This is a genomic window from Microcystis sp. T1-4 (assembly GCF_000297435.1).
GTDB lineage: Bacteria > Cyanobacteriota > Cyanobacteriia > Cyanobacteriales > Microcystaceae > Microcystis.
In genome coordinates this window covers 40,146-60,383 of record NZ_CAIP01000009.1, presented here as the reverse complement: position 1 = coordinate 60,383, position 20,238 = coordinate 40,146, and the positions used below count along the sequence as shown (strand labels likewise).

General features: G+C 43.4%; 19 protein-coding genes, 1 tRNA gene, 1 other RNA gene and 1 pseudogene. 11 read left to right on the top strand and 11 right to left on the bottom strand.

Going from position 1 to position 20,238, the window contains the following annotated elements; translation table 11 throughout:
- Window positions 1-158 precede the first annotated feature (158 nt).
- A complete protein-coding gene (locus tag MICAI_RS00600; protein ID WP_008196213.1) occupies window positions 159-1,319 on the top strand; it encodes an aminotransferase class V-fold PLP-dependent enzyme in 1,161 nt (386 codons plus the stop codon).
- A gap of 126 nt (window positions 1,320-1,445) precedes the next feature.
- Here the strand turns inward: MICAI_RS00600 and MICAI_RS00595 are convergent, their stop codons facing one another.
- The gene (locus tag MICAI_RS00595) at window positions 1,446-2,222 is read right to left on the bottom strand and encodes an RNA polymerase sigma factor SigF (RefSeq protein ID WP_008196211.1); all 777 of its coding nucleotides are present in this window, start codon (window positions 2,220-2,222) and stop codon (window positions 1,446-1,448) included.
- Between the two features lie 392 nt (window positions 2,223-2,614).
- Window positions 2,615-3,691 carry a Holliday junction branch migration DNA helicase RuvB gene (gene ruvB / locus MICAI_RS00590; RefSeq protein ID WP_008196209.1) on the bottom strand — a complete coding sequence of 359 codons (1,077 nt, stop codon included), beginning with the start codon at window positions 3,689-3,691 and terminating at the stop codon, window positions 2,615-2,617.
- A 23-nt stretch (window positions 3,692-3,714) separates the two neighbouring features.
- On the opposite strand from ruvB, the gene hisF reads away from it, so the two are divergent.
- From hisF to MICAI_RS00565, 5 genes are all read left to right on the top strand, one after another.
- Window positions 3,715-4,479, top strand: a complete 765-nt coding sequence (hisF, locus tag MICAI_RS00585) for an imidazole glycerol phosphate synthase subunit HisF (RefSeq protein ID WP_008196207.1) — start codon at window positions 3,715-3,717, stop codon at window positions 4,477-4,479.
- Window positions 4,480-4,488: 9 nt separating this feature from the next.
- Window positions 4,489-4,707, top strand: a complete 219-nt coding sequence (locus tag MICAI_RS00580) for a hypothetical protein (RefSeq protein ID WP_008196204.1) — start codon at window positions 4,489-4,491, stop codon at window positions 4,705-4,707.
- 24 nt (window positions 4,708-4,731) lie between these two features.
- Window positions 4,732-4,932, top strand: a complete 201-nt coding sequence (locus MICAI_RS00575; RefSeq protein WP_008196202.1) for a hypothetical protein — start codon at window positions 4,732-4,734, stop codon at window positions 4,930-4,932.
- Between the two features lie 119 nt (window positions 4,933-5,051).
- A tRNA-Ala gene (locus MICAI_RS00570) sits at window positions 5,052-5,124 on the top strand.
- A gap of 131 nt (window positions 5,125-5,255) precedes the next feature.
- On the top strand, window positions 5,256-6,353 hold the full coding sequence (locus MICAI_RS00565; protein WP_039899222.1) for an AI-2E family transporter: 1,098 nt from the start codon (window positions 5,256-5,258) through the stop codon (window positions 6,351-6,353).
- Between the two features lie 119 nt (window positions 6,354-6,472).
- Here the strand turns inward: MICAI_RS00565 and MICAI_RS00560 are convergent, their stop codons facing one another.
- Entirely contained in the window at window positions 6,473-7,312 is an 840-nt protein-coding gene (locus MICAI_RS00560; RefSeq protein WP_008196196.1) for an ACT domain-containing protein, read from the bottom strand.
- Window positions 7,313-7,531: 219 nt separating this feature from the next.
- Here MICAI_RS00560 and MICAI_RS00555 point away from each other — a divergent pair, with 219 nt between their 5' ends.
- The 4 genes and pseudogenes from MICAI_RS00555 to MICAI_RS00540 all read left to right on the top strand — a co-directional run bounded on the left by MICAI_RS00555 (window position 7,532) and on the right by MICAI_RS00540 (window position 10,005).
- Window positions 7,532-7,789 carry an Asr1405/Asl0597 family protein gene (locus MICAI_RS00555; RefSeq protein ID WP_008196194.1) on the top strand — a complete coding sequence of 86 codons (258 nt, stop codon included), beginning with the start codon at window positions 7,532-7,534 and terminating at the stop codon, window positions 7,787-7,789.
- Between the two features lie 27 nt (window positions 7,790-7,816).
- Window positions 7,817-8,392, top strand: coding sequence for a (2Fe-2S) ferredoxin domain-containing protein (locus MICAI_RS00550; protein ID WP_008196192.1), 576 nt, complete (start codon window positions 7,817-7,819; stop codon window positions 8,390-8,392).
- A gap of 121 nt (window positions 8,393-8,513) precedes the next feature.
- Window positions 8,514-9,367 (top strand): annotated as a pseudogene (purU, locus tag MICAI_RS00545) (formyltetrahydrofolate deformylase).
- Window positions 9,368-9,480: 113 nt separating this feature from the next.
- Window positions 9,481-10,005: a DUF3782 domain-containing protein gene (locus MICAI_RS00540; protein ID WP_008196190.1), complete on the top strand. Its 525-nt coding sequence runs from the start codon at window positions 9,481-9,483 to the stop codon at window positions 10,003-10,005.
- Between the two features lie 36 nt (window positions 10,006-10,041).
- Here the strand turns inward: MICAI_RS00540 and MICAI_RS00535 are convergent, their stop codons facing one another.
- From MICAI_RS00535 to zds, 8 genes are all read right to left on the bottom strand, one after another.
- Window positions 10,042-11,313 (bottom strand): MFS transporter, encoded by a 1,272-nt coding sequence (locus MICAI_RS00535; RefSeq protein WP_008196189.1) that lies wholly within the window; start codon window positions 11,311-11,313, stop codon window positions 10,042-10,044.
- Between the two features lie 9 nt (window positions 11,314-11,322).
- Window positions 11,323-11,419: signal recognition particle sRNA small type (ffs, locus tag MICAI_RS22770), an RNA gene on the bottom strand.
- An 86-nt stretch (window positions 11,420-11,505) separates the two neighbouring features.
- Entirely contained in the window at window positions 11,506-12,642 is a 1,137-nt protein-coding gene (locus tag MICAI_RS00530; protein ID WP_008196186.1) for a DUF58 domain-containing protein, read from the bottom strand.
- Window positions 12,643-13,050: 408 nt separating this feature from the next.
- Window positions 13,051-13,326 (bottom strand): hypothetical protein, encoded by a 276-nt coding sequence (locus MICAI_RS00525; RefSeq protein ID WP_008196184.1) that lies wholly within the window; start codon window positions 13,324-13,326, stop codon window positions 13,051-13,053.
- Window positions 13,313-13,570 carry a helix-turn-helix domain-containing protein gene (locus MICAI_RS00520; RefSeq protein WP_149979267.1) on the bottom strand — a complete coding sequence of 86 codons (258 nt, stop codon included), beginning with the start codon at window positions 13,568-13,570 and terminating at the stop codon, window positions 13,313-13,315. Before MICAI_RS00520 ends, MICAI_RS00525 begins: the two co-directional genes overlap by 14 nt.
- 488 nt (window positions 13,571-14,058) lie before the next feature.
- On the bottom strand, window positions 14,059-15,078 hold the full coding sequence (locus tag MICAI_RS00515; protein ID WP_008196181.1) for a long-chain acyl-[acyl-carrier-protein] reductase: 1,020 nt from the start codon (window positions 15,076-15,078) through the stop codon (window positions 14,059-14,061).
- 150 nt (window positions 15,079-15,228) lie between these two features.
- Window positions 15,229-15,924, bottom strand: a complete 696-nt coding sequence (locus MICAI_RS00510; protein WP_008196179.1) for an aldehyde oxygenase (deformylating) — start codon at window positions 15,922-15,924, stop codon at window positions 15,229-15,231.
- A gap of 229 nt (window positions 15,925-16,153) precedes the next feature.
- On the bottom strand, window positions 16,154-17,614 hold the full coding sequence (gene zds / locus MICAI_RS00505; RefSeq protein ID WP_008196176.1) for a 9,9'-di-cis-zeta-carotene desaturase: 1,461 nt from the start codon (window positions 17,612-17,614) through the stop codon (window positions 16,154-16,156).
- 137 nt (window positions 17,615-17,751) lie between these two features.
- On the opposite strand from zds, the gene MICAI_RS00500 reads away from it, so the two are divergent.
- Window positions 17,752-20,190 (top strand): glycosyltransferase family 39 protein, encoded by a 2,439-nt coding sequence (locus MICAI_RS00500; protein WP_008196174.1) that lies wholly within the window; start codon window positions 17,752-17,754, stop codon window positions 20,188-20,190.
- The last annotated feature ends 48 nt before the right edge of the window (window positions 20,191-20,238 follow it).

Here is a 20,238-nt window from a genome sequence, read left to right as displayed (position 1 = left end):
GAAAATATCAATCTCCCGAAAATCATCCTCCCATAGATGGAGAAACTTTTATAACTGCAATTATCCATCGTTAATATACTAGCTAGTCAGAAGCTGAATACCATAGGCAATTTCTCAGCTATTTTTTCTAGTTCTCAATAAAATTAAATTAATTCAATATGTCTAAAAACTCTTGGTTAATTCCCGATAATATTTATTTTCTCAACCACGGTTCCTATGGTGCCACCCCTAGAATAGTCTTGGATTATCAGCAACAATTACGGGAACGAATGGAAAGACAACCTTTAGAATTTTTGGGGAGAGAATTAGAGGGTTTATTAGATATTGCTAGGCAAAAATTAGCGGATTTAGTGGGAGTAAATAGCGATGATTTAGTCTTTGTTCCCAATGCAACCACAGCAGTAAATGCGGTGTTAAATTCTCTCACTTTTCAGGAAAATGAGGAAATTCTGATCACCGATCAGACCTATAATGCTTGTGCTAATGCAGTTAAACATATAGCTAACAGATGGGGATTAAAGGTAATTATCGCTAAAATTCCCTTCCCTGTGCAGTCCCCTTTAGAAATTAGTCAAGCAATTTTAGCATCTGTTTCTCCCCGGACCAAATTAGTAGTTTTAGATCATGTCACCAGTCCCACGGCCTTAATTTGGCCAATCGCAGAAATTGTGCAAGAATTAAATAATCGAGGTATTGATACTCTCATCGATGGCGCTCATGCTTTAGGTTTTTTACCCCTGAATATCGGGGCAATTAATCCCACCTATTATACTGCTAATTGTCATAAGTGGTTATGTAGTCCCAAGGGGGCTGCTTTTCTCTATGTGCGCGGGGATAAACAGGCAATAATTCGACCTTTAACTATTAGCCATGGGGCCAATTCTCCTCGACAAGATCGCTCCCGTTTTCAGCTAGAATTTGCTTGGATGGGAACCGATGATCCCACCGCTTATTTATCAGTGCCAAAAGCGATCGAGTTTTTAAATTCTCTCTCTATGGATGGTTTACTGGGTCTGATGGCAAGAAATCGTAATTTGGTTTTAAAAGCCAGAAATTTGCTTTGTCGTGCCTTAGAGGTCAATTATCCCTGTCCAGAATCAATGATCGGATCGATGTCTTCAATTCTCATTCCTAGTTATGCTTGGGCAGCAGAAGATTTGTCTAGACAACTGTGGGAAAAATATCAGATCGAAGTGCCGATAATTCCCTGGGGAGAAGCATCATTAATTGTGAGAATTTCTGCTCACTACTATAATTCGATCGAGCAGTATAAATATTTAGCCGGGGTTTTAAATTACCTGCTATTTGGGCAAAGATAAGCTGAGAGCATCCCACTCTTAATAATGTTGTTTTTAAGAGTGGGATGCAAAAATTGAGTTTTTGAGGTTTTTTTCGGCGTTTTTCTGATTTTTTCGGATTTTAAGGGCTGAGAACCGATAATTTTGCTAAAATGCTTCTTGAACCATAGTTTCCTTGAGCATTTCTAAACCCTTTTTCAACCGACGGGAGACAGTGACAACACTAATACCTAATTGTTCCGCGGTTTCCCGTTGAGTAAGATCCTTAAGGAAGACAAATTCGAGAATATGACGGGTTTTGTCTTCTAATTGAGCCAGTGCCTGTTGTAAACGAATGCAATCCTCTTGACAAAGTTGAAAGCTGCGATAACGGGGATCGGGAACGATGTCTTTTAAACAAGTATTATTATCCTCATCGCTATTAACCGTCGCATCGAGACTAAGAGGTTCACGGTTTTGGAAGGCCAGTTTTACCTCTTGCCATTCTTCGATCGAAATATTTAAAGCGAGGGAGATTTCCGTATCATTGGGTTGACGATTGTGGACAGTTTGAAAATCCCGACGCACATTTGTTGCTTGTCTGCCTAAATCTAACCAACGGCGAGGAATCCGAACCGTGTAACCTTTATCCCGCAGATAGTGTTGAATTTCGCCGCGAATATAGGGAATAGCGAAAGAACTAAAAGCATGACCTTTGCTGCTGTCAAAACGACTGATCGCCTGAATTAGCCCCATACAGCCAACCTGCACTAAATCTTCGTAATTTTCATGGCATTGATTGACCCAATGATGAGCCTCCTTTCTGACTAATCCTAGGTTTAACCGGATAATTTGATCTCGGAACTTATTATCTTCTGTGTTTTGGTATTTTTGAAACAGGGTGAGAGTTTCCAGTTTAAGATTTTCTTTATTCAGGGCAGACATAGCACGCTAACAGACTTAAAAAATATGGACTGTAAAAGATCACTATTGCAATTAGCTTTGACCAATCCCAATACAGTCTCGATTAGAAGCGGCAAGCGATGGCAACAATGTAACTTACTACGATCATGATCATACGACCTTTACACAAGGTCTTGTGTGATTTGACGCGGTCAAGCCAGTATTTAAAGACAAGGGTAAGCTGAAACCCAGGTAATTAGGGTTGGCTGAGAAAGTTGTTCCTAGGGGCAGGGTGTGGGGTGCGGGGTGCGGGGTGTGGGGTGTGGGGTGTGGGGTGTGGGGTGTGGGGTGTGAATTTTCCCCCCCCGCTCACTCCAATGACCGACACTTTTTGATTGCCAAAAAGTCTAAAGGTCTTAATCCAATCTAGAAAACTAGAACTCAAACAAAGGTAAACTCCGATCCTTATTTTTCGGCAATTTTGCCAGTAAACCTAAATGTTCGTAGGCGGCTGCCGTCACCACGCGACCCCGGGGAGTACGATTAAGATAACCTATTTGTAATAAATAAGGCTCATAGACCTCCTCGATCGTCTTGGCATCTTCCCCCGTGGCTGCTGCTACCGCTTCCAATCCCACGGGTCTGCCTTGAAACTGTTCGATCATCGTCTTTAATACTAATCGATCGGTCCAATCTAAACCCATAGAATCCACATTTAATTGATTTAATCCCTCAGCGGCTAACTGGGGGGTGATCATAGTTTCTCCCTTCACCTGTACATAGTCGCGCACCCGTTTTAATAAACGATTGGCAATGCGTGGAGTTCCCCGACTGCGACGGGAAATTTCGATCGCACCTGCTTCAGTCATGGGAATATTAAAAATAGTGGCACTTCGGAGAATAATTGTGGTCAATTCCTCAACTGTATAGAAACGCAGACGTTGAATCATGCCAAAACGATCGCGCAAAGGGGAAGTTAAAGAGCCAACTTTGGTAGTAGCACCGATTAAAGTAAAGGGAGGTAAAGAAATACTGCGAATTTTCGCCGCTTGACCCTTGCCAATCGTCACATCCAGGCGATAATCCTCCATCGCGGGGTATAATAACTCCTCCGTTACCCGATTCAGTCGATGAATTTCGTCGATAAAAAGAATATCCCGGGGTTGAAGATTGATCAGGATGCCGGTAATATCCCGGGGACGCTCTAAAGCGGGGGCGGCAGTAATGCGGCAATTTACTCCCATCTCAGCCGCTAAAATTAAAGCCATGGTGGTTTTTCCTAACCCCGGCGGTCCGTAGAAGAGCAAATGATCGATCGCTTCTTGTCTAGCTTTGGCCGCCGCGATGGTGACTTTTAGATTAGCTTTTAAGTCCTGTTGACCGATATAATCCTCTAGGGATTGCGGACGAATCTGCGCTTCTGCTTTTTCCGTTTCTTCTATAGTGGGATTGGGGGTGAGCAGATTTTCCTCGGCAGCCGGGGGGGAATTATGCGATCGTTTGATGGCCATTGTTACAATCAAGAGTCTAGGATATGTTAGCGAAGCGGATTTTGCCTTGTTTGGATGTCAATAAAGGTCGGGTAGTGAAAGGGGTTAATTTCGTCAATCTTCAGGATGCTGGCGACCCCGTGGAGTTGGCCCGCTTGTATAATCAGGCAGGGGCTGATGAGTTGGTTTTTCTTGATATTACTGCTACCCATGAAGATCGCGACACGATTATTGATGTAGTCTATCGCACGGCGGAACAGGTTTTTATTCCTCTGACCGTGGGGGGTGGTATCCAATCCTTAGAAAATATTAAAAATTTGTTAAGAGCCGGGGCCGATAAAGTCAGCATTAACTCGGCTGCCGTGCGCGAGCCGGAATTGCTCGATCGAGCCAGCGATCGCTTTGGGAAACAGTGCATTGTGGTGGCGATCGATGCTAGACGACGTAGGGATGAGCATAACCCTGGTTGGGAGGTTTATGTTCGGGGTGGACGCGAAAATACGGGTATTGATGCTTTATTATGGGCCCAAGAAGTGGAAAAACGCGGGGCAGGTGAGTTGTTAGTTACCAGTATGGATGCCGACGGCACGCAAGCGGGTTACGATCTGGAATTGACAAAAGCGATCGCTGAAAGGGTGGAGATTCCTGTGATTGCCTCTGGAGGAGCGGGTAATTGTCAGCATATTTACGAAGCATTGACGGAAGGGCGGGCAGAAGCGGCTTTATTGGCTTCTTTACTCCATTATGGTCAATTAACCATCGCTGAGGTCAAAAATTATCTGCAAAATCAACAAGTACCCGTGCGTTAGCCCGGGAAAATGAGGGTCAGATTTGCAGAACTTAATCTAGGGATTGAGTCGGTTAATGCTATTAGTTACTGCCAATTTCTTCAGGCTGCAACCCCAGAAGAGCAAGGTTTAGACCTATTACTGAAAGCTAACGGCCGACGGCTGACAGCCCCGATCGAGAAACCGGCAAAAATCCCTGTTTTTAACTTCAGTCCGATTATCCCTGGGGAAAATTATGTATTAGAATAGAGGAAAGTTAACAAAATTTAAAATATGTTAGTTCCGATTCTCATCTTTGACCTCGGTCTTGTGGCCTGGTCATTGCATCTGATGCAGCAAGCGTTCGACCAGCAAGAGTTTTCCTTGATGCTGGCGGGAACCTTAGTAGCAGCGGCGGCAGCGGCTATGTTAGTAGTTTATTTCCTCATGGGTCACTGTTTAACCTATTTAACCCAAATTCCGGCTCCTGTCTAAATGGGGGCGATTGTTTTACCATTGTCTTAACAGCGATCGCCTTTTGTCTGACAAATTTTTTTCTCGTCCCCCCTTGACAAAATGATTCTATTTAAGCTATATTCAAAAATGGTCTTCGCGGGGTTATAGCTCAGTTGGTAGAGTACCTCAATGGCATTGAGGGGGTCAGCGGTTCGAATCCGCTTAGCTCCATAGGGTTAGGATAAGAGTTTCGGGATTACTTGAGACTAGAAAAGTAACGAGGAGATGCTAGATTGAAAGAGGATTTCTGGTTAGAAAAGTCTCTTTTTACCTCGATACTATCTCAGGACAAAATTAGTTATATGATAGAGCTTTTTAAGCAACTACCTCGTTGGTTGCGGCTAAGTCTAGTTTTTCCGCTCTTATTTCTCAATGGCTGGTTATTATTCCAATTATTTAGCTATCTAGAACCCTTAGTCAGTATTTTTGTCACTGCTAGTTTACTAGCTTTTGTCTTAGATGTTCCCATCAAACTGCTGCAAAGACGCGGGGTTAATCGCAGTGGTTCAATCGCTATTGTCTTTTTAATTGCCCTATTAATTTTGGGCGTTTTAGGTTTAATTTTAATTCCGCAGATTGTCGAACAATTAAGCAGTTTAATCAATAGTTTGCCCCAGTGGATCGAGTCAGGAACCGAACAGATACAAAATTTAGAAAAGTGGGATAAAACTCAGAAATATGCGATTTATATCGAGCAATCAATCACCCAGTTATCGGAACGACTCACCAACGTTTTACAAACTCTTAGCACTCAATTACTCAGCTTTGTGCTGGGAACTATCAACAGTATCCTAAACATTCTCTTTGTTCTAGTTCTCACCGTCTTTCTTGTTCTCTATGGCGAACAAATTTGGGAGGGAATTTTTAGCTGGATTCCCTCTCCCTGGAATTTCAAATTAAGAACGATTATTCGTCAAACTTTTGAAACCTATTTTGCCGGTCAAACCATTTTAGCGGGAATTCTCAGCCTTGCTCAAATCTTTGTTTTTGTGATTCTCAAGGTCGATTATGCCCTATTATTCGGGGTGGCGATCGGTCTAACTACACTAATTCCTTTTGCCAGTGCTTTTACCATTATTGGCATTAGTACCCTACTGATGTTTCAAGATTTTTGGTTAGGATTAAAAGTTTTGACCCTGACGGTTATTGTCGGTCAAATTAATGATAACGTCATCGCCCCTCGGTTAATGGGAGGTATGATCGGACTTAATCCCGTCTGGATTATTCTATCTCTTTTTATCGGGGGCAAAGTGGCAGGAATTCTCGGTTTATTGATAGCAGTTCCCATCGCTAGTGTGCTGAAAAGTACCATCGATATCATCCGCTCCCAGCAGCGGGAAAAAGAACCGGTAGTTTTCCTAGAAGAAACGGTGAAAAATTCCTCGGAGGAGAGCAAATAATAATAAATCCTGTTTTTTCAGTGAACAGTGAACAGTGAACAGTAATGAGTGAATTGAAAACTCACATCTGCTAACTGCTAACTGATAACTGATAACTGATAACTGATAACTGATAACTGTTATGAGCGGCTAATTTCTTCGAGAATAGCCATCGCTTCTGTCACCCTATCCCTAGGGATAAATAAATGATCGTGATAATAACCGGAAATGACATTGACGCTAATTGCCGCTTCGGCCAGTTTCTTGCTAATCACCGCTAAAAATCCCACCGCCGCTAAACTAGAATGCACAGAAAGAGTAATTTGTCTATAAATACACTTGTACTGTAAGTCTCTGCGATCGGCTTGCTGACGGGGAATAATCACCGTTATGCCTTCCTCTTCCCGAAATTGGCAGATAGGGGTTAATTGTAGCTGTTCTAGTCCTGTGGCTGTTAGGGAAGAGAAAACGAATTCTTCGGTATTGAGGATTGGTTTCAGGGATTGGAGCAGAATATCGCCATTAGTTTCCCCTTCCTTGGCTTTTTCGGGCGATTTTTTCGCCGCATCCATACAGTGATTAGCAGCAGCGTCAGCCAAACTATTTTTAGCTCGTTCAATCCAGCGCCAGCTAATGCGATCAAATTGGGCGACTAATTGACAAGCACGCTGATAAAAGGGACGTAAACTATCGCTTTTTACCTTCCAGTCTCCCTTAACTTGATTGATGACTAATTGACTGTCTCCGCGAATTTCTAGGCTTTTTAAGCCTAATTCTTGGGCTTTTTCCAATCCAATAATCAATCCCGTGTATTCGGCCTCGTTATTAGTGGCTCTCTCCATATATCTAGTCGTAGTCAAGGAATTGCCCTCGGCTAAAACTATTACCGCAGCACCGGCTGCTCTCCCCGGATTGCCGCGAGAACCACCATCAAAATAGAGAACTGCTGAATTATCGTTTTTTTGAGCTTTTTTATCCATAATTTTCGTCAATAAATCTTGTTATCTCCATTTTTATCCCTTTGACAATTCTAGGCGGTAGGGATTCCTGTCGGCAAAGCGGACAAGCAAGATTTTAGCCGATCGCCGCTACCGGGTAACTTTTTTTCTTCGGGTTATTGATAATTATTTGCATTTGTCGGTTATACTGAAAACATTAGCCCAGACTTATATTGCTAATAGTTCTCAATTAAAAGCCCCATGAGTATAGACAAATGGCCATCGGAAGGTGAGAAAATCTTCCCTCTTAGTGCGTGGGATCGCTGGCATCTCTACCACCGGCTCCAGTCCCTAGAAATTGAATGTAAATGCTGGCTCCATCAGCTTTTGCAGGTTCGCATCGATGGACCGGCTCAACTTTTACAGCTGTGGAGTGTCCTGCGACAGGTAGAGGATCCGAGGCTGTTTAATCGGTTGGCTGGAAACCTGTTGGCAGGCCTAATCCTTGATAAAAATTAGCAATTTGAGAGTAAAAAGTGAGAAAGTATGTCAAAATCTGCAACTACCATGGTTCCCTTTCAAGTGGTCGGTCAATTCCTCGGTTTTGTCCTCAAGGACGGATATAAGGTAAAATACCTGAGAATCAGTGTTGATAAACGGGAATATTGGTTTAAGCCCGAAAAACCACTGCGAGACCACATACCTCTGAATATTGCTCTCCACTCATGGCTAAAAGTGACGGGAGAAAGTAGTCTTTGTTCAAAAAAGGGAAAATTAAAACTGAGGGTACTAGGGATCGAGCATTTATCTGGCGAAAAAACCCCAGAAGTCGCCCCGGCAAAAGCTAAAAAAGCCACCGTCTTAATCTGTCAGAAGTCCGATTGTTGGAAAAATGGCGGTGCGAGAGTTTGCCAAAGGTTAGAGAGTGGTTTAGAGGAAAAAGGACTGGGAGAAGCGGTGAATATTAAATTAACCGGCTGTTTAAAACAGTGCAAAAAAGGACCAAATCTGGTGGTTATGCCCGATAAAAAGCATTATAATCAGGTGGCTCCCCAAGATGTCCCCTCTCTGATCGAGCGGCATTTTGCCACTTCTGAGCAAGGGAATAGCCTATCAGTTTAACCGGAAATTTAATCGGCGATCGCTATTGACAAAAGATCTTTTTTGTGTATCAAAGGGACGAAGTGCCTAAAATTGTAATAAATTAGGCATAGAAAAAGTCAATTCCTGCCGCCGATAATTTATGACTGCTGCCACTGCAACTTTGTTAATTTCTTGTCCCGACCAGATTGGTCTAGTGGCGAAAATCGCTAATTTTATCTACGCTAATGGCGGCAATATTATCCATGCTGACCAACACACGGATTTTTCGGCGGGATTGTTCCTGATGCGGATAGAATGGCAATTAGAGGGGTTTAATTTACCCCGTGGGATGATCGAACCAGCTTTCGCCGCTATTGCCAAACCTTTGCAGGCTAGTTGGTCCTTACATTTTTCCGATACTGTCCCGCGTCTAGCTATTTGGGTGACAAAACAGGATCATTGTCTCCTCGATTTATTATGGCGACAACAGGCGGGAGAAATTAGGGCAGAAATTCCTTTAATTATTAGCAATCATCCAGAATTACACTCAGTTGCCAATCAATTTGGTATTGATTTTTATCATCTTCCCGTTACCGCCGAAACCAAGATTGAACAGGAAGCCAGACAATTAGAGTTACTGCGGGAATACCGGATAGATTTAGGGATTTTAGCTAAATATATGCAGGTTCTCACCCCAGATTTATTAACTTTTTTCCCAATATTATCAACATTCATCATTCTTTTTTACCAGCTTTTGCGGGAGCTAATCCCTATCAACGGGCCTACGATCGAGGGGTAAAAATTATTGGAGCCACGGCCCATTATATCACTGCCGATCTCGATCAGGGGCCAATTATCGAGCAGGATGTGGTCAGAGTTAGTCATCGCGATACCGTGGGAGATTTAATTCGTCAAGGTAAGGATTTAGAAAGGGTGGTGTTAGCGCGAGCGGTACGTTTACACTTGCAAAATCGCGTTTTAGTTTACGCTAATCGCACGGTAGTATTCGCTTAAAATGGTATAAGATGTACTTGACAAAAAAGAGAGCATGGAAGGTTAAAAATTAGGAAGTACCGGCGCAATTGACTAAAATAACAATAGACTAGATCGGAAGGAAACAATTATTTATGGCAACCACATCCGAAGACGTATGGCGACTCTTAGCCGAATTAACTGCCGCTCAAAAAGAAACTGACAAACAACTCAAAGAACTGGGCAAACAAATTGGGGGACTCGGTGCAAAATTCGGCAGCTTTACCGAAGGACTTGCCCTTCCTTCAATGGAAACGATTCTCGGACAACAATTTGGTATGGAGGTTATCAGTCCCAGTGTCCGAGTCAGTAAAGAAGGACAACACCTAGAAATTGATGTTCTTGCCTATAGCAATGGTGAGCTAAATACTGCTTATATCGTTGAGGTTAAAAGTCATGTTAGACAGGAAGATATTACTCAATTAAAAAGTATTTTGCAACGGTTTCGCCGCTTTTTTCCTGAACACAAAGATAAAAAACTCTATGGCATATTAGCAGCCGTTGATTTATCCCCAGAATTACGCGAAAAAATTCTGCAAGAAGGGTTTTATGTGGCTCGGATTCATGACCAAGTATTTGAATTAGATATTCCCGATAATTTCCAACCTCAAACCTATTAAATAACCCTGTACTAGGAAAAACTTTTTCAGTAAGCTTTATTGTAATTGTCCGCGCAGAGCATAACGATCTTTTTCTAAACCGAAAGCGAAGAGAAAAGAATGGCTTATAGTGGGGTTAGAAAGAGTAAAAAAGAGAAAGAGAGCGATAACAGCTAATCCTGACGATAAACTAAACATAGTTTTGTAGGAAATTGCTAAAACCCCCAGAATTGGACCTGCTAAGGCCGTTCCCACATCAAAACCGCCGATACAGATAGAATAGGCCCGGCCGCGTTCTTGGGGCCTAGAGCGATCGGAGATTAAAGCCAGTAACATAGGGAATAAAATCCCCCCTCCCGTACCTTCGAGAATAGCGGCTAAAATTAAAGCGGAAGGAGATCGAGCAGAAGATAGAACCAACATGGATAAACCATAGCAAAAAACGCTAATAGTGATGAATAAACCCCGTCCATAGCGATCACTGGCTCCTCCCGACAAAATCCGTCCGATTACCCCCGATACTGCCGCACAACTGTAGAATAGACCGGCACTGAAAGGGATCTGATTTTCGAGGAGAAACAGGGGTAAAAAAGCGACTAAACCGCCGAATAAAGTGCCAACCAGCAGAAAAACTAAGGTAGGGACTAAAAAAGCCCGCTCTTGACATAATGCCCAAAAACTGCGCTCAATTGTCGGATTTTCTGCCTTCATTTCGGCTAATTTTTTCTTGAAGTCCGGTTCTTGAATGGAGAAACTCAGGAGAAAGGCGATCGCTCCCGAAGTGGCGGAAACTAGAAATAAACCGTCATAACCGATCGATTTGTAGAGATAACTGCCTAAAGCTGGACCGATTCCCATGCCTATGGGTGCAGTTAAGCTCATATAACCAATTATCTCTCCCCGTTGACGAACGGGGGAAAAATCCACCACTAGGGTACTGTAACCGGTGGTAAAAGCGGCGATACTGAGGCCATGGTAGGCACGGACGACGAATAAAGAGGAAAGATCGCGAAAAAATAGATAACCGAGGGGTGCGGTAGCGGCGACAATAGTTCCAAATAAAACCACTAATTTGCGACTGCGGCGATCAACTAGATTGCCTAACCAACTGCGCGATAAAATTAAACCGATGGCAAAGGCCCCCATGACAAAACCGATATCTTGTTTGCTACCGCCTAGGGAGTCAATATAGATGGGGAGAGTGGGGAGGAGAGTGGTGATACTTGTCCAGAAAAACAGCGCCGTGACGAAGAGGATGAGTAGTTGACGACGAGTTTCGGCAGTAAGCGATCGAAAAGTTTTGAAAGCGTTCACAACAGCGACCGTCACAGGCAACAAAAAGACCCGGAGATCACGCCAGTCACAAGCATCCCGTATTGCTGCTACCTTCCGGTCCTGACAAGGTTAAGGCGTTGCGATCGCATGAGTCCGAGTCTTTTCTATCATAACATCTTTTTCGGGGATACTGGTATTTTTTTCTGGACAATTTCCTCTCAATCTAGACTGGGAACAGAAATTTTCTCAACGAGGCGGTTTTTGCAATTGTTGTTGTAGAGAAATTTCTGGTTCGATCGCCAATCCGCTACACTGTCGGATCAAGAGGGAAGGACTCTCCCTAGAATCGGCAGCGAGGAAAAATAACCAACGGCTGCCGGGGGTGAGTTGTTCGATGGAATTGAGGTTACTTGTCAACCAAATTACAGGTAAATTAGGCAGATTAGCCTTTTTTTGACTAGCTTTTGCCTCTATACCAGCTAAAGTCTCTAAAATGACCCTTTCCCCTTGAATTAAACCCGTTTCACCGGTCCAGAGTTTCACATTTAATTGCCGACGATGGGCATAAAAATAGAGGGAAGCAGCGGCAATAATCGCCTGTTCAAAACTGTCTTCTGGCCAATCACAGAGGGTATCGAGACAGATAATCACTTCCTGTCCTCCCGTTAACACTTCTAATTCCCGAATTTGCAATTCTCCCAAACGGGCGCTAGTTTTCCAGTGAATTAAACGGGTAGAATCACCGTGGCGATATTGTCTCAGGTTTCGGGTCAGTCCTTGACTAGCCTTTTGATAATAGCGATTATTTTCTAATTTTTGTGCCACCTCTTGACCGAGGGAATCGATCAGGGGACATTGTTGTAAGGGTAAAATTTGCGGATAAACTAAAGCTTTAGCCGCTGCTTGACTACAACGACGACACCAAAATAAACCGAGAGGGGCCGCTGTTCTTAATTGTACTTCTTGCCAGTGATAAACACCCCGTTTACTGGTGGGTAAATAATAGGTCCAACGATGGCTACTTTTGGGGGCAATCGCTTCTATTGGGGTTATTTTTGGCTGATCGAGAACAATTGGCAGCATATCTGTCACTTCTAACAGATTTATCGGCTGATTGCTGGTATTTTCTATCTCTAGGCTCATACTAAGATCGTCCCCCGCACTTACGGGTACAATGGCAAGACGACGCACTTTCAGAGGAAGAAGGGAACGACGGGGTAAAATTATCGATAAAATTAAAATGGCGATTGTCGTGCCACAGATAGCATACAACCATCCCGCCATGGTATTGGTCGCCGCCCCGAAAAAACAGAGGGTAATGCCAATGATTACCCCCCCACCGTAAGCGGGTAAAATACCGCGATCTTCTAACCAAGTTTTCATAGGGTTTAGTGGTTTTGTCGTCTTTGCTGGAAGGCTAAAAATCAGGCCCACACTTCTAGAATTATCCCAAAACCCTTGAGAAACTATCAAAGAAATCGGACTGATCTGTTCAGGGAGTTCTCTTCCTTGCCACTCTTAGGACTTTTCTTAACAAAACTTAACAATTGAGGGCAAAATTTTGCTTGCTTTTGTGGGCAGATTTTGGGATAATATTTTTAAAAGAGTTTATTCATAATCGGAACCTAAGCAGTCAAAAATAAACACAGACATCCCACTATGAAACAAGCATAACCCAAGCCGCCGCTAAAGTCAAGCACTTACTCTAATTATTTTTCGCCTAAAACTTCTAATTCCGTGGTCGGTGGGGGGTTGGGGGTATTGGTTAAAAGGAGAACGCTTGATTGTGCATCAAGTACGATCGCTCTTGTTTTCGTTGATTTGTCGGATGATTTCAATCATTTGGGCGTGTCGATCATCCATTCTCTCTAAATGCCGGTAAAAATCGGCTTGAGTCTGATAAAAATCTGATTGTGCGCTGGCTATTCGAGCAAGGTAATCGTAAAGCCCTTTTTGCTCTTGTTTTCGTTCTTCTCGATCCCTAGCCACGGCATCGGCAAGAGCTTGAATTGCCCTAGCGTTTGATTCAACTATTTTCTCAATCCGTTCTAATCTATCTTCTGCCATTTCTGCCTCCTCTCTTTTGGGATGTTGCGATCGCTATGATGGGAACCCATTCGACAATATCGTTGACTCCGATCCCTTGATCCTTATATCTCTCAAGGATCAAGTCGAAAACTCTAGCACTAGGGAACTGAGAGGGATCATTTTTCAGTAAGTAGATATTATTCATGCTAAGACCAGTATCTTTGGCAAATCGGTAGGGAGTTATGCCAAGTCGCTTGATGAAGGAGTCGATCTTGTTTTTCATGACCATATAGGCATTATCCTTTTTACCCCTTGCCTTTCGCCTGTCCTGATCAGTAGCCCATACTCAACCGATTTAGTATTGTACACCATTTAAGTAGGGAGGCACGATTATTTGTAGGATGGGTTAGCGGGAGCGTAACATAATCGGGCGTTGGGTTTCATGCTTCAACTAGAATTACCCCAAAACCCTTGAGAAACTATCAAGGAGATCGGACTGATCTGTTCAGGGAGTTCTCTTCCTTGCCACTCTTAGGACTTTTCTTAACAAAACTTAACAATTGATGGCAAAATTTTGCTTGCTTTTGTGGGCAGATTTTGGGATAATATTTTTAAAAGAGTTTATTCATAATTGGAACCTAAGCAGTCAAAAATAAAAACAAACATCCCATTATGAAACAAGCATAACCCAAGCAGCCGCTAAAGTCAAGCACTTACTCTAATTATTTTTCGCCTGAAACTTCTAATTCCGTGGGGGGTTGGGGGTATGAATTAAAATAACAAAGGTTGAAACCCGTGTTTGCGGGAAGCTGCACCGATTTGTTCCATTTTAGGGACGGTAATTTGATTGCGTCCCCAGGAAAAATTAGTTTGCCAACCCTCCAACTCCAATAAAATCGCCTCGGCAAAACAGGCAAACATTTGACGAGAGGGAATATCCATATTAACGATTTTCATAATTTTCCAGTCAATATCGAGGGAATGCTCGACAATGCCGCCCTTAATCACCGAAATATCGGGGGCATTTAATACCATGCCTAAATTTTTCGGATAACCACCATCAATAATAATACAGGGGCGCTTGAGTTTATCTGGATCAATTTCCACGCCTTTAGGCATACTAGCCACCCAAACAATGATATCAGCCAGGGGTAAAGCCTCCTCTAGGGGGAGAATTTTACCGCGTCCTAACTCCTCTTGGAGAGATTGTAAACGCTCTTGATTGCGTGCCACATAGATTAGTTCTTTTGTATCGGTTTTTTCATTTAACCAACGACAAACGGCGCTGCCGATATCTCCGGTTGCCCCGCAAACCACGACGGTGGATTGAGCTAAATCGATGTCCATTTTGTCAGCGAGGGTTTCCACCTGATTGCAGATGACGTAAGCGGTGTGGGTATTACCGGTGGTAAAACGGCCAAAATCTAGCTCGATATTCCGTACCTGTCGATTATCTTTGAGATTAAATTCCTCGAAAATAATCGAAGAAAAACCACCGAGTGCGGTGATATTGATATCACTTTTTTGAGCGAGTGCCATGGCATTTAGCACCTTACGAATAGCAGACTTTACCCAACGATTCGACAACATCTCTGGTAAAAAACAGGATTCGATATATTTTCCTCTGATGGTTTGCCCCGTGATGCTGGTGACATGAAAATCATCGACAATTTGCGGGGGGGCAGCACACCAAAAATCTAATCCCTGGTTAGCATATTCAGGATAACCTAGATCGTCGGCGACCGATTGGGCGTGTTCTAAACTGGTAAGATGACCTATAAGACCAAACATTGATTGTTCTTTCGTTAGACTAGATGGCACTAGATAAAAAAATGAGGATATTGCTAAGAAATCGTTAAGACTCTTAAATATATTACACAAAAGCGCCGCTCTGTGTTGAGCGGCAGCAGGGGAAAAACAGGAAATCTCGACGCTCAAGGTTTAGACGGCAGTTAATCCGTAGGCAGACATCCGCATAATATCACGGGTGCTGAAACCAATATTGCTTAAAGCTTCCCCGTAGCTAATCATGAAGTCTTCCACGAGGGCCTCTTTTTCCATACCGAGGACGCGAGCATCATCCTCGACTTGATTGAGCATTCTCCAGACAATGGGAAGATTAGCTCGATTTGCGGCTTCTAATTCCTTTTTAGCGGTTTCAAAGTTCGCTTTTAGCCATTCTTCGCCAAAATTGAGATGTAAATATTCGTCTTTAACTACGCCTTCAGTAATTTTACGAGCAAAAGGATCAGCAACAGGAATATAAATATTATAGGCAGCGATCGCGAAAGCTTCGATAATCAAAGATTGGATTAATAAACAGGTGACAACTTTACCTTCTGCGTAGGCAATTTGGAAGTTCTCGTGCAGAGAGGAAAAGAATTCTCTGGCATAATCCATATCAGGAGTGATTTGCAAATTTTGGCCGCAAGCTTGAAAACCTTTCATGTGACGGTTTTCCATTTTTGCCAGACGGTGTAACTCTTCTTTGTTATCGGCGAGGATGTCTGCTAATTGAATATAATTGCTATTGGCCTCGTATTCGCCTTCAATAACGATGGCATTAATGCGACTATAGGCTGATTTATAGGTTTCGCTGGTGAAATCAAGCTCTAATGGTACAGCAAGCTCTGGCATAAACTCGATTGACTCCTATTTCTGACGAGATTTTTCCGACGTTCTTTCCAGTCTAGGGTAAGCCTTCTAGATGGAGTTATCTTTTTACGAGTCTAGCTCGATCGGTCTTTTTTGTATAGCTTGGCTTGAGAGGCTGACTTGCCAAGTTAGCTATAGGGGTTATCTTTGGCCACTGAAAACAAGTTTAGAGGCAACCCCTTCTTAACAGAGGAGATTGCTGGCTGTTTGCTCAAACCGTAGCCAAAGATTTCTGGCGCTCGGCCTGTTGTAAGATGGCCCTGGCTGCCTGTTTACCCGATAAAGTGGCTCCTTCCATGCTATCAATGTAATCCTGTTGGGTATAACTACCGGCAAGGAAAAAGTTAGGGATAGGAGTCGCTTGCGAGGGACGATAGACATCCATCCCCGGTGCTTCCCGATAGAGACTCTGGGCCAATTTCACCACACTAAACCAAGTCATCTTTAACTCCCGGGAGGAGGGAAATAACTGATGGACTTGCGCTAAAACGTGCTGGGCGATATCTTCATTTTTAGCTTTAATAAAAGGATCCCCGGGGGTTAAAACCAACTGTAATAAAGAACCTTCTCCGGGGCGATAATAATCCCTAGGACTGGTGAGAGCAAGATCTGCAAAACAGGAAAAATCCGCTTGGTGGGTGTACAAAAGATTGTCAATTCCCACCGCTTTTTGCAGTTGTCGGCGTTTTTCGGCATCATTTAACTCCGTCACCCAACCGTCAAAACGCAATTGTACCGTGGCGACGGGGACGGCTTCTAGTCGGAAAATATTGTCAAAAATCGGCATTTTTCGCCAATCTTGGGGAATGAGACGCTGAATACCGGGGACATCACCAGCGCAAACATAGGCATCTGCGGTGATAGTTTCCGTGGTTTCTCCGTTAGCGACGATCAGGCCATTAACTTGCAGATTTTCGCCCTCTCCAGAATAGAGAATTTCCCGCACCTGACGACGGGTAGAGATTTTGGCGCCCCGTGCCTCCAGATAGTTAATAATCGGTTTATGTAGGTATTCGTGGGGGGAACCTTCCAACATCCGCAGGACGGAAGCTTCGGTTTTAGCGGCAAAAAATTGGAAAATCGTCAGCATACAACGGGCCGAGATATTTTCCGTATCGATAAATCCTAAGGCATAGGCGATCGGATTCCACATTTTTTTTAAACTGCCTTGATTACCGCCATGGCTACGAAACCAATCAGCAAAACTAATCGAGTCCAGATCCCGAATCGTTTTCATCGCTCCTTGGAAGTCTATCAGACCGCGGACGATGGGACTGGTACCTAAGGCCAGAGAATTAAAGATTTTATCGGCTGCCGAGAGTTGGGAGGAGGTAAAAAAGGCTTTTAAACCGTTAAAAGGCGCACCTGCGGCGAAACGAAAGTCTAATTCGCCGATTTTTCCCCCTTCGTTGATAAAAGTGTGGGTGTGTTCTTTGAGCAGTAGGGATTGAAAAGCGCCCACTTTTTTCATTAACTCAAAAAGATTATAGTAACAACCAAAAAAGACGTGCAAGCCCATCTCGATGTGATTACCGTCCGCATCTACCCAACTACCGACTTTTCCCCCGACAAAGGGACGAGATTCTAAGATTTCTACTGTACAGCCCGCATCGACTAGATCGATAGCTGTTGCCATTCCCGCTAACCCTGCACCAACGATCACCACTCGCATTTGTCAAGTTCCTGTTACAATTTTTCACTAAATCTTTATTTTACCCCGATCGGTCTGGTGTTTCTTGCTGGCGATTTTTTCAGGGTCGCTTGAGAGCGTGGCAGAATAATTGAGAGTTGCACTAGGGAGAAGTCATTTTGAAGCGATCGCTAGATGGGAGACAGGGATTAATTATTGTCAGTATTATATGGATATTGGGGATATTAGTCGATAGATTCTGGTTTAGTCTCGATCATACCATTCCTGCTTGGGATCAGGCCGATTATCTCAACGGTGGGATTATCTATACCCAAGCTTTCCAAAATCCTCGCTGGTTTGACGGGGATTGGTGGCGCAGTTTATGGCTAATGTCGCCGAAAATTCCCCCTTTAACCTATCTTGTAACGATTCCCTTCTTTAATCTCTTTGGTATTAGTCTTGATGCGGGTATGTGGGTAATGGCTATCTATAGCGCCCTACTGCTCTTTTCTGTGTACGGATTGGGAATTATCCTCTTTAATGGGACTGTGGCTTTATGGGCAGTCCTAATCTGTCAATTTCTCCCCGGTTTATACTATTATCGCCTCGAATATCTCTTAGACTTTCCCTTAGCGGCAATTGTAACGTTTTCTTACTTTTGCTTGACATGGTGGCGATTTAGTGGACAAGGCTGGCCAAAAGCGATCGCTTTCGGGATTTCTTTGGGTTTAGGGATGTTAGTCAAACAAACCGCCCTATTTTTCCTCTTTTTACCGATTTTGTGGGTATTGGGCGAAAATCTCCGGCGAAAACGTTGGGGCAATCTAGCGCAATTAATGCTCAGTTTTTTAACGGCAGCATTGTTAATGTTTCCCTGGTATCGGACGAATTGGTTATTAATGTTAACCGCAGGCAAACGTGCCACGGTAGATTCGGCGATTTTGGAGGGAGATCCGCCTCTTACCAGTCCAGATGCCTGGACGTTTTACGCCCAAGTTTTACCCTATTTTCTTTCTTGGGTATTGTTATTAGTTCCTGTGGTGGGATTATTAATCTCCTTACGTCATAGAAAAACCGAAGATAAGGTTAATCGTCCTGTGTGGATTTGGTTAGGAGTTTTTCTGCTGGGGGGATACCTATTATCATCCCTCAACATCAATAAAGATGCTCGTTATATTTTGCCGATTTTACCGACTTTATCCTTAATTTTATCCGTCGGTTTATTATCTTGGCGCGGTCGTTTTGCCCCCGCTATCCGTTGGGGAACGATAACTATTGCCGCTATCCTCACCAGCTTAAATTTATTCCCCTTGGGGGGAGATATAATTACTAACGTTTTCAGTCCCAAATTACAACACCATCCCTATTTAAAAACTGGCTGGCAAAACGAAGAAGTAGTTAAAGAGATTCTAGCCGATTCTCCCTATCTTCGCAGCACCCTAGGGGTTTTACCTTCCACCCCCGAATTAAATCAACATACTTTCTCTTTCTACGGTGGTAAACATAATTCCCAGGTTGCCGGCAGACAGGTGGGAGTTCGGGAAGAAGATATCGAAAAGGATGTCAATTCTTTAGATTGGTTTTTAACTAAAACTGGTGAACAGGGTTCCGTCCCCAATGTCCAGAAAAAAATTGTTAATCGAGTCGCCACTGGGCCAGATTTCCAAGTGGAGAAAACTTGGCAGCTACCGGATGATAGCACCCTGTCCCTACACCGAAAAATATATCCTTCCGTCACGGTTAAACCCCTTGAAAATCCGCCAAAACGGGTGGAATTAAGAGAGATTACCCTTGCCGAAAAAGCTTCTCCTAATCAACCCCTTCCCGTGGTTTATAAATGGGCCGGAGACTGGCAACAATTAAAGTCAGGGATAGTAATTTTAACCTGGCAAGAAGTGGACGGGAAGGATTATTGGATGCACGATCACGGTATGGCTATGGGGGGATTAGTGGCAGAAAAATTAACTTCAGAAGAGCAACAAAAGGGTTTTGAAGTCACTGAAAAAACCGCCATGCAGTCGGCAGCAACCCCCGGAGTTTATCGCTTATCTGCTGTCTATCTCAATCGGGAAACTGGCGAAACCTATCCGATTAAAACTAATGCTCAAATTACCATCGATCCTCAAGTTCCCAAGTTAGCAACCCCCCAATTAGATTTAGTCACCCAATTGCGCTTAAAGTCGGCTAATATTGGTCAAGGATTAACGGGGATTGAGCCAATTTTTGAGTTAACTAATCGTATCAATCAATACGATTCGATTCAGGATTATGTGCTGCAAGCAGACAAGGCTTTTTCCTATCGTTTACAGCAACAAAACCCCCCCGATAAATTATCTTTAGCCTACGGATTAGCAATTTCTAAGGTACTACAACAGGATGTGGCAGGGGCAATAAAAGCCACCGAGGAAATGATTAAAATTGACCCCCATAATCCCTATCATTATGCTTATCAAGGTTTTATTTATCTCTACGATTGGCAACCGCAAGCAGCCCAAAAAGTCTTAGATAAAGCTAGACAATTAAATCCCGATAGTGAGGAAATTAAGACTTTAAATGCAGTGGCTGCCTTGATGGGGGGAAATCTCGTTAAAGCTTGGCAATTATGGCAGTCAAATTAAAATAGAGTGGGGTGTAGGGTGTGGGGTGTGGGAAGTGGGAGGTGGGGG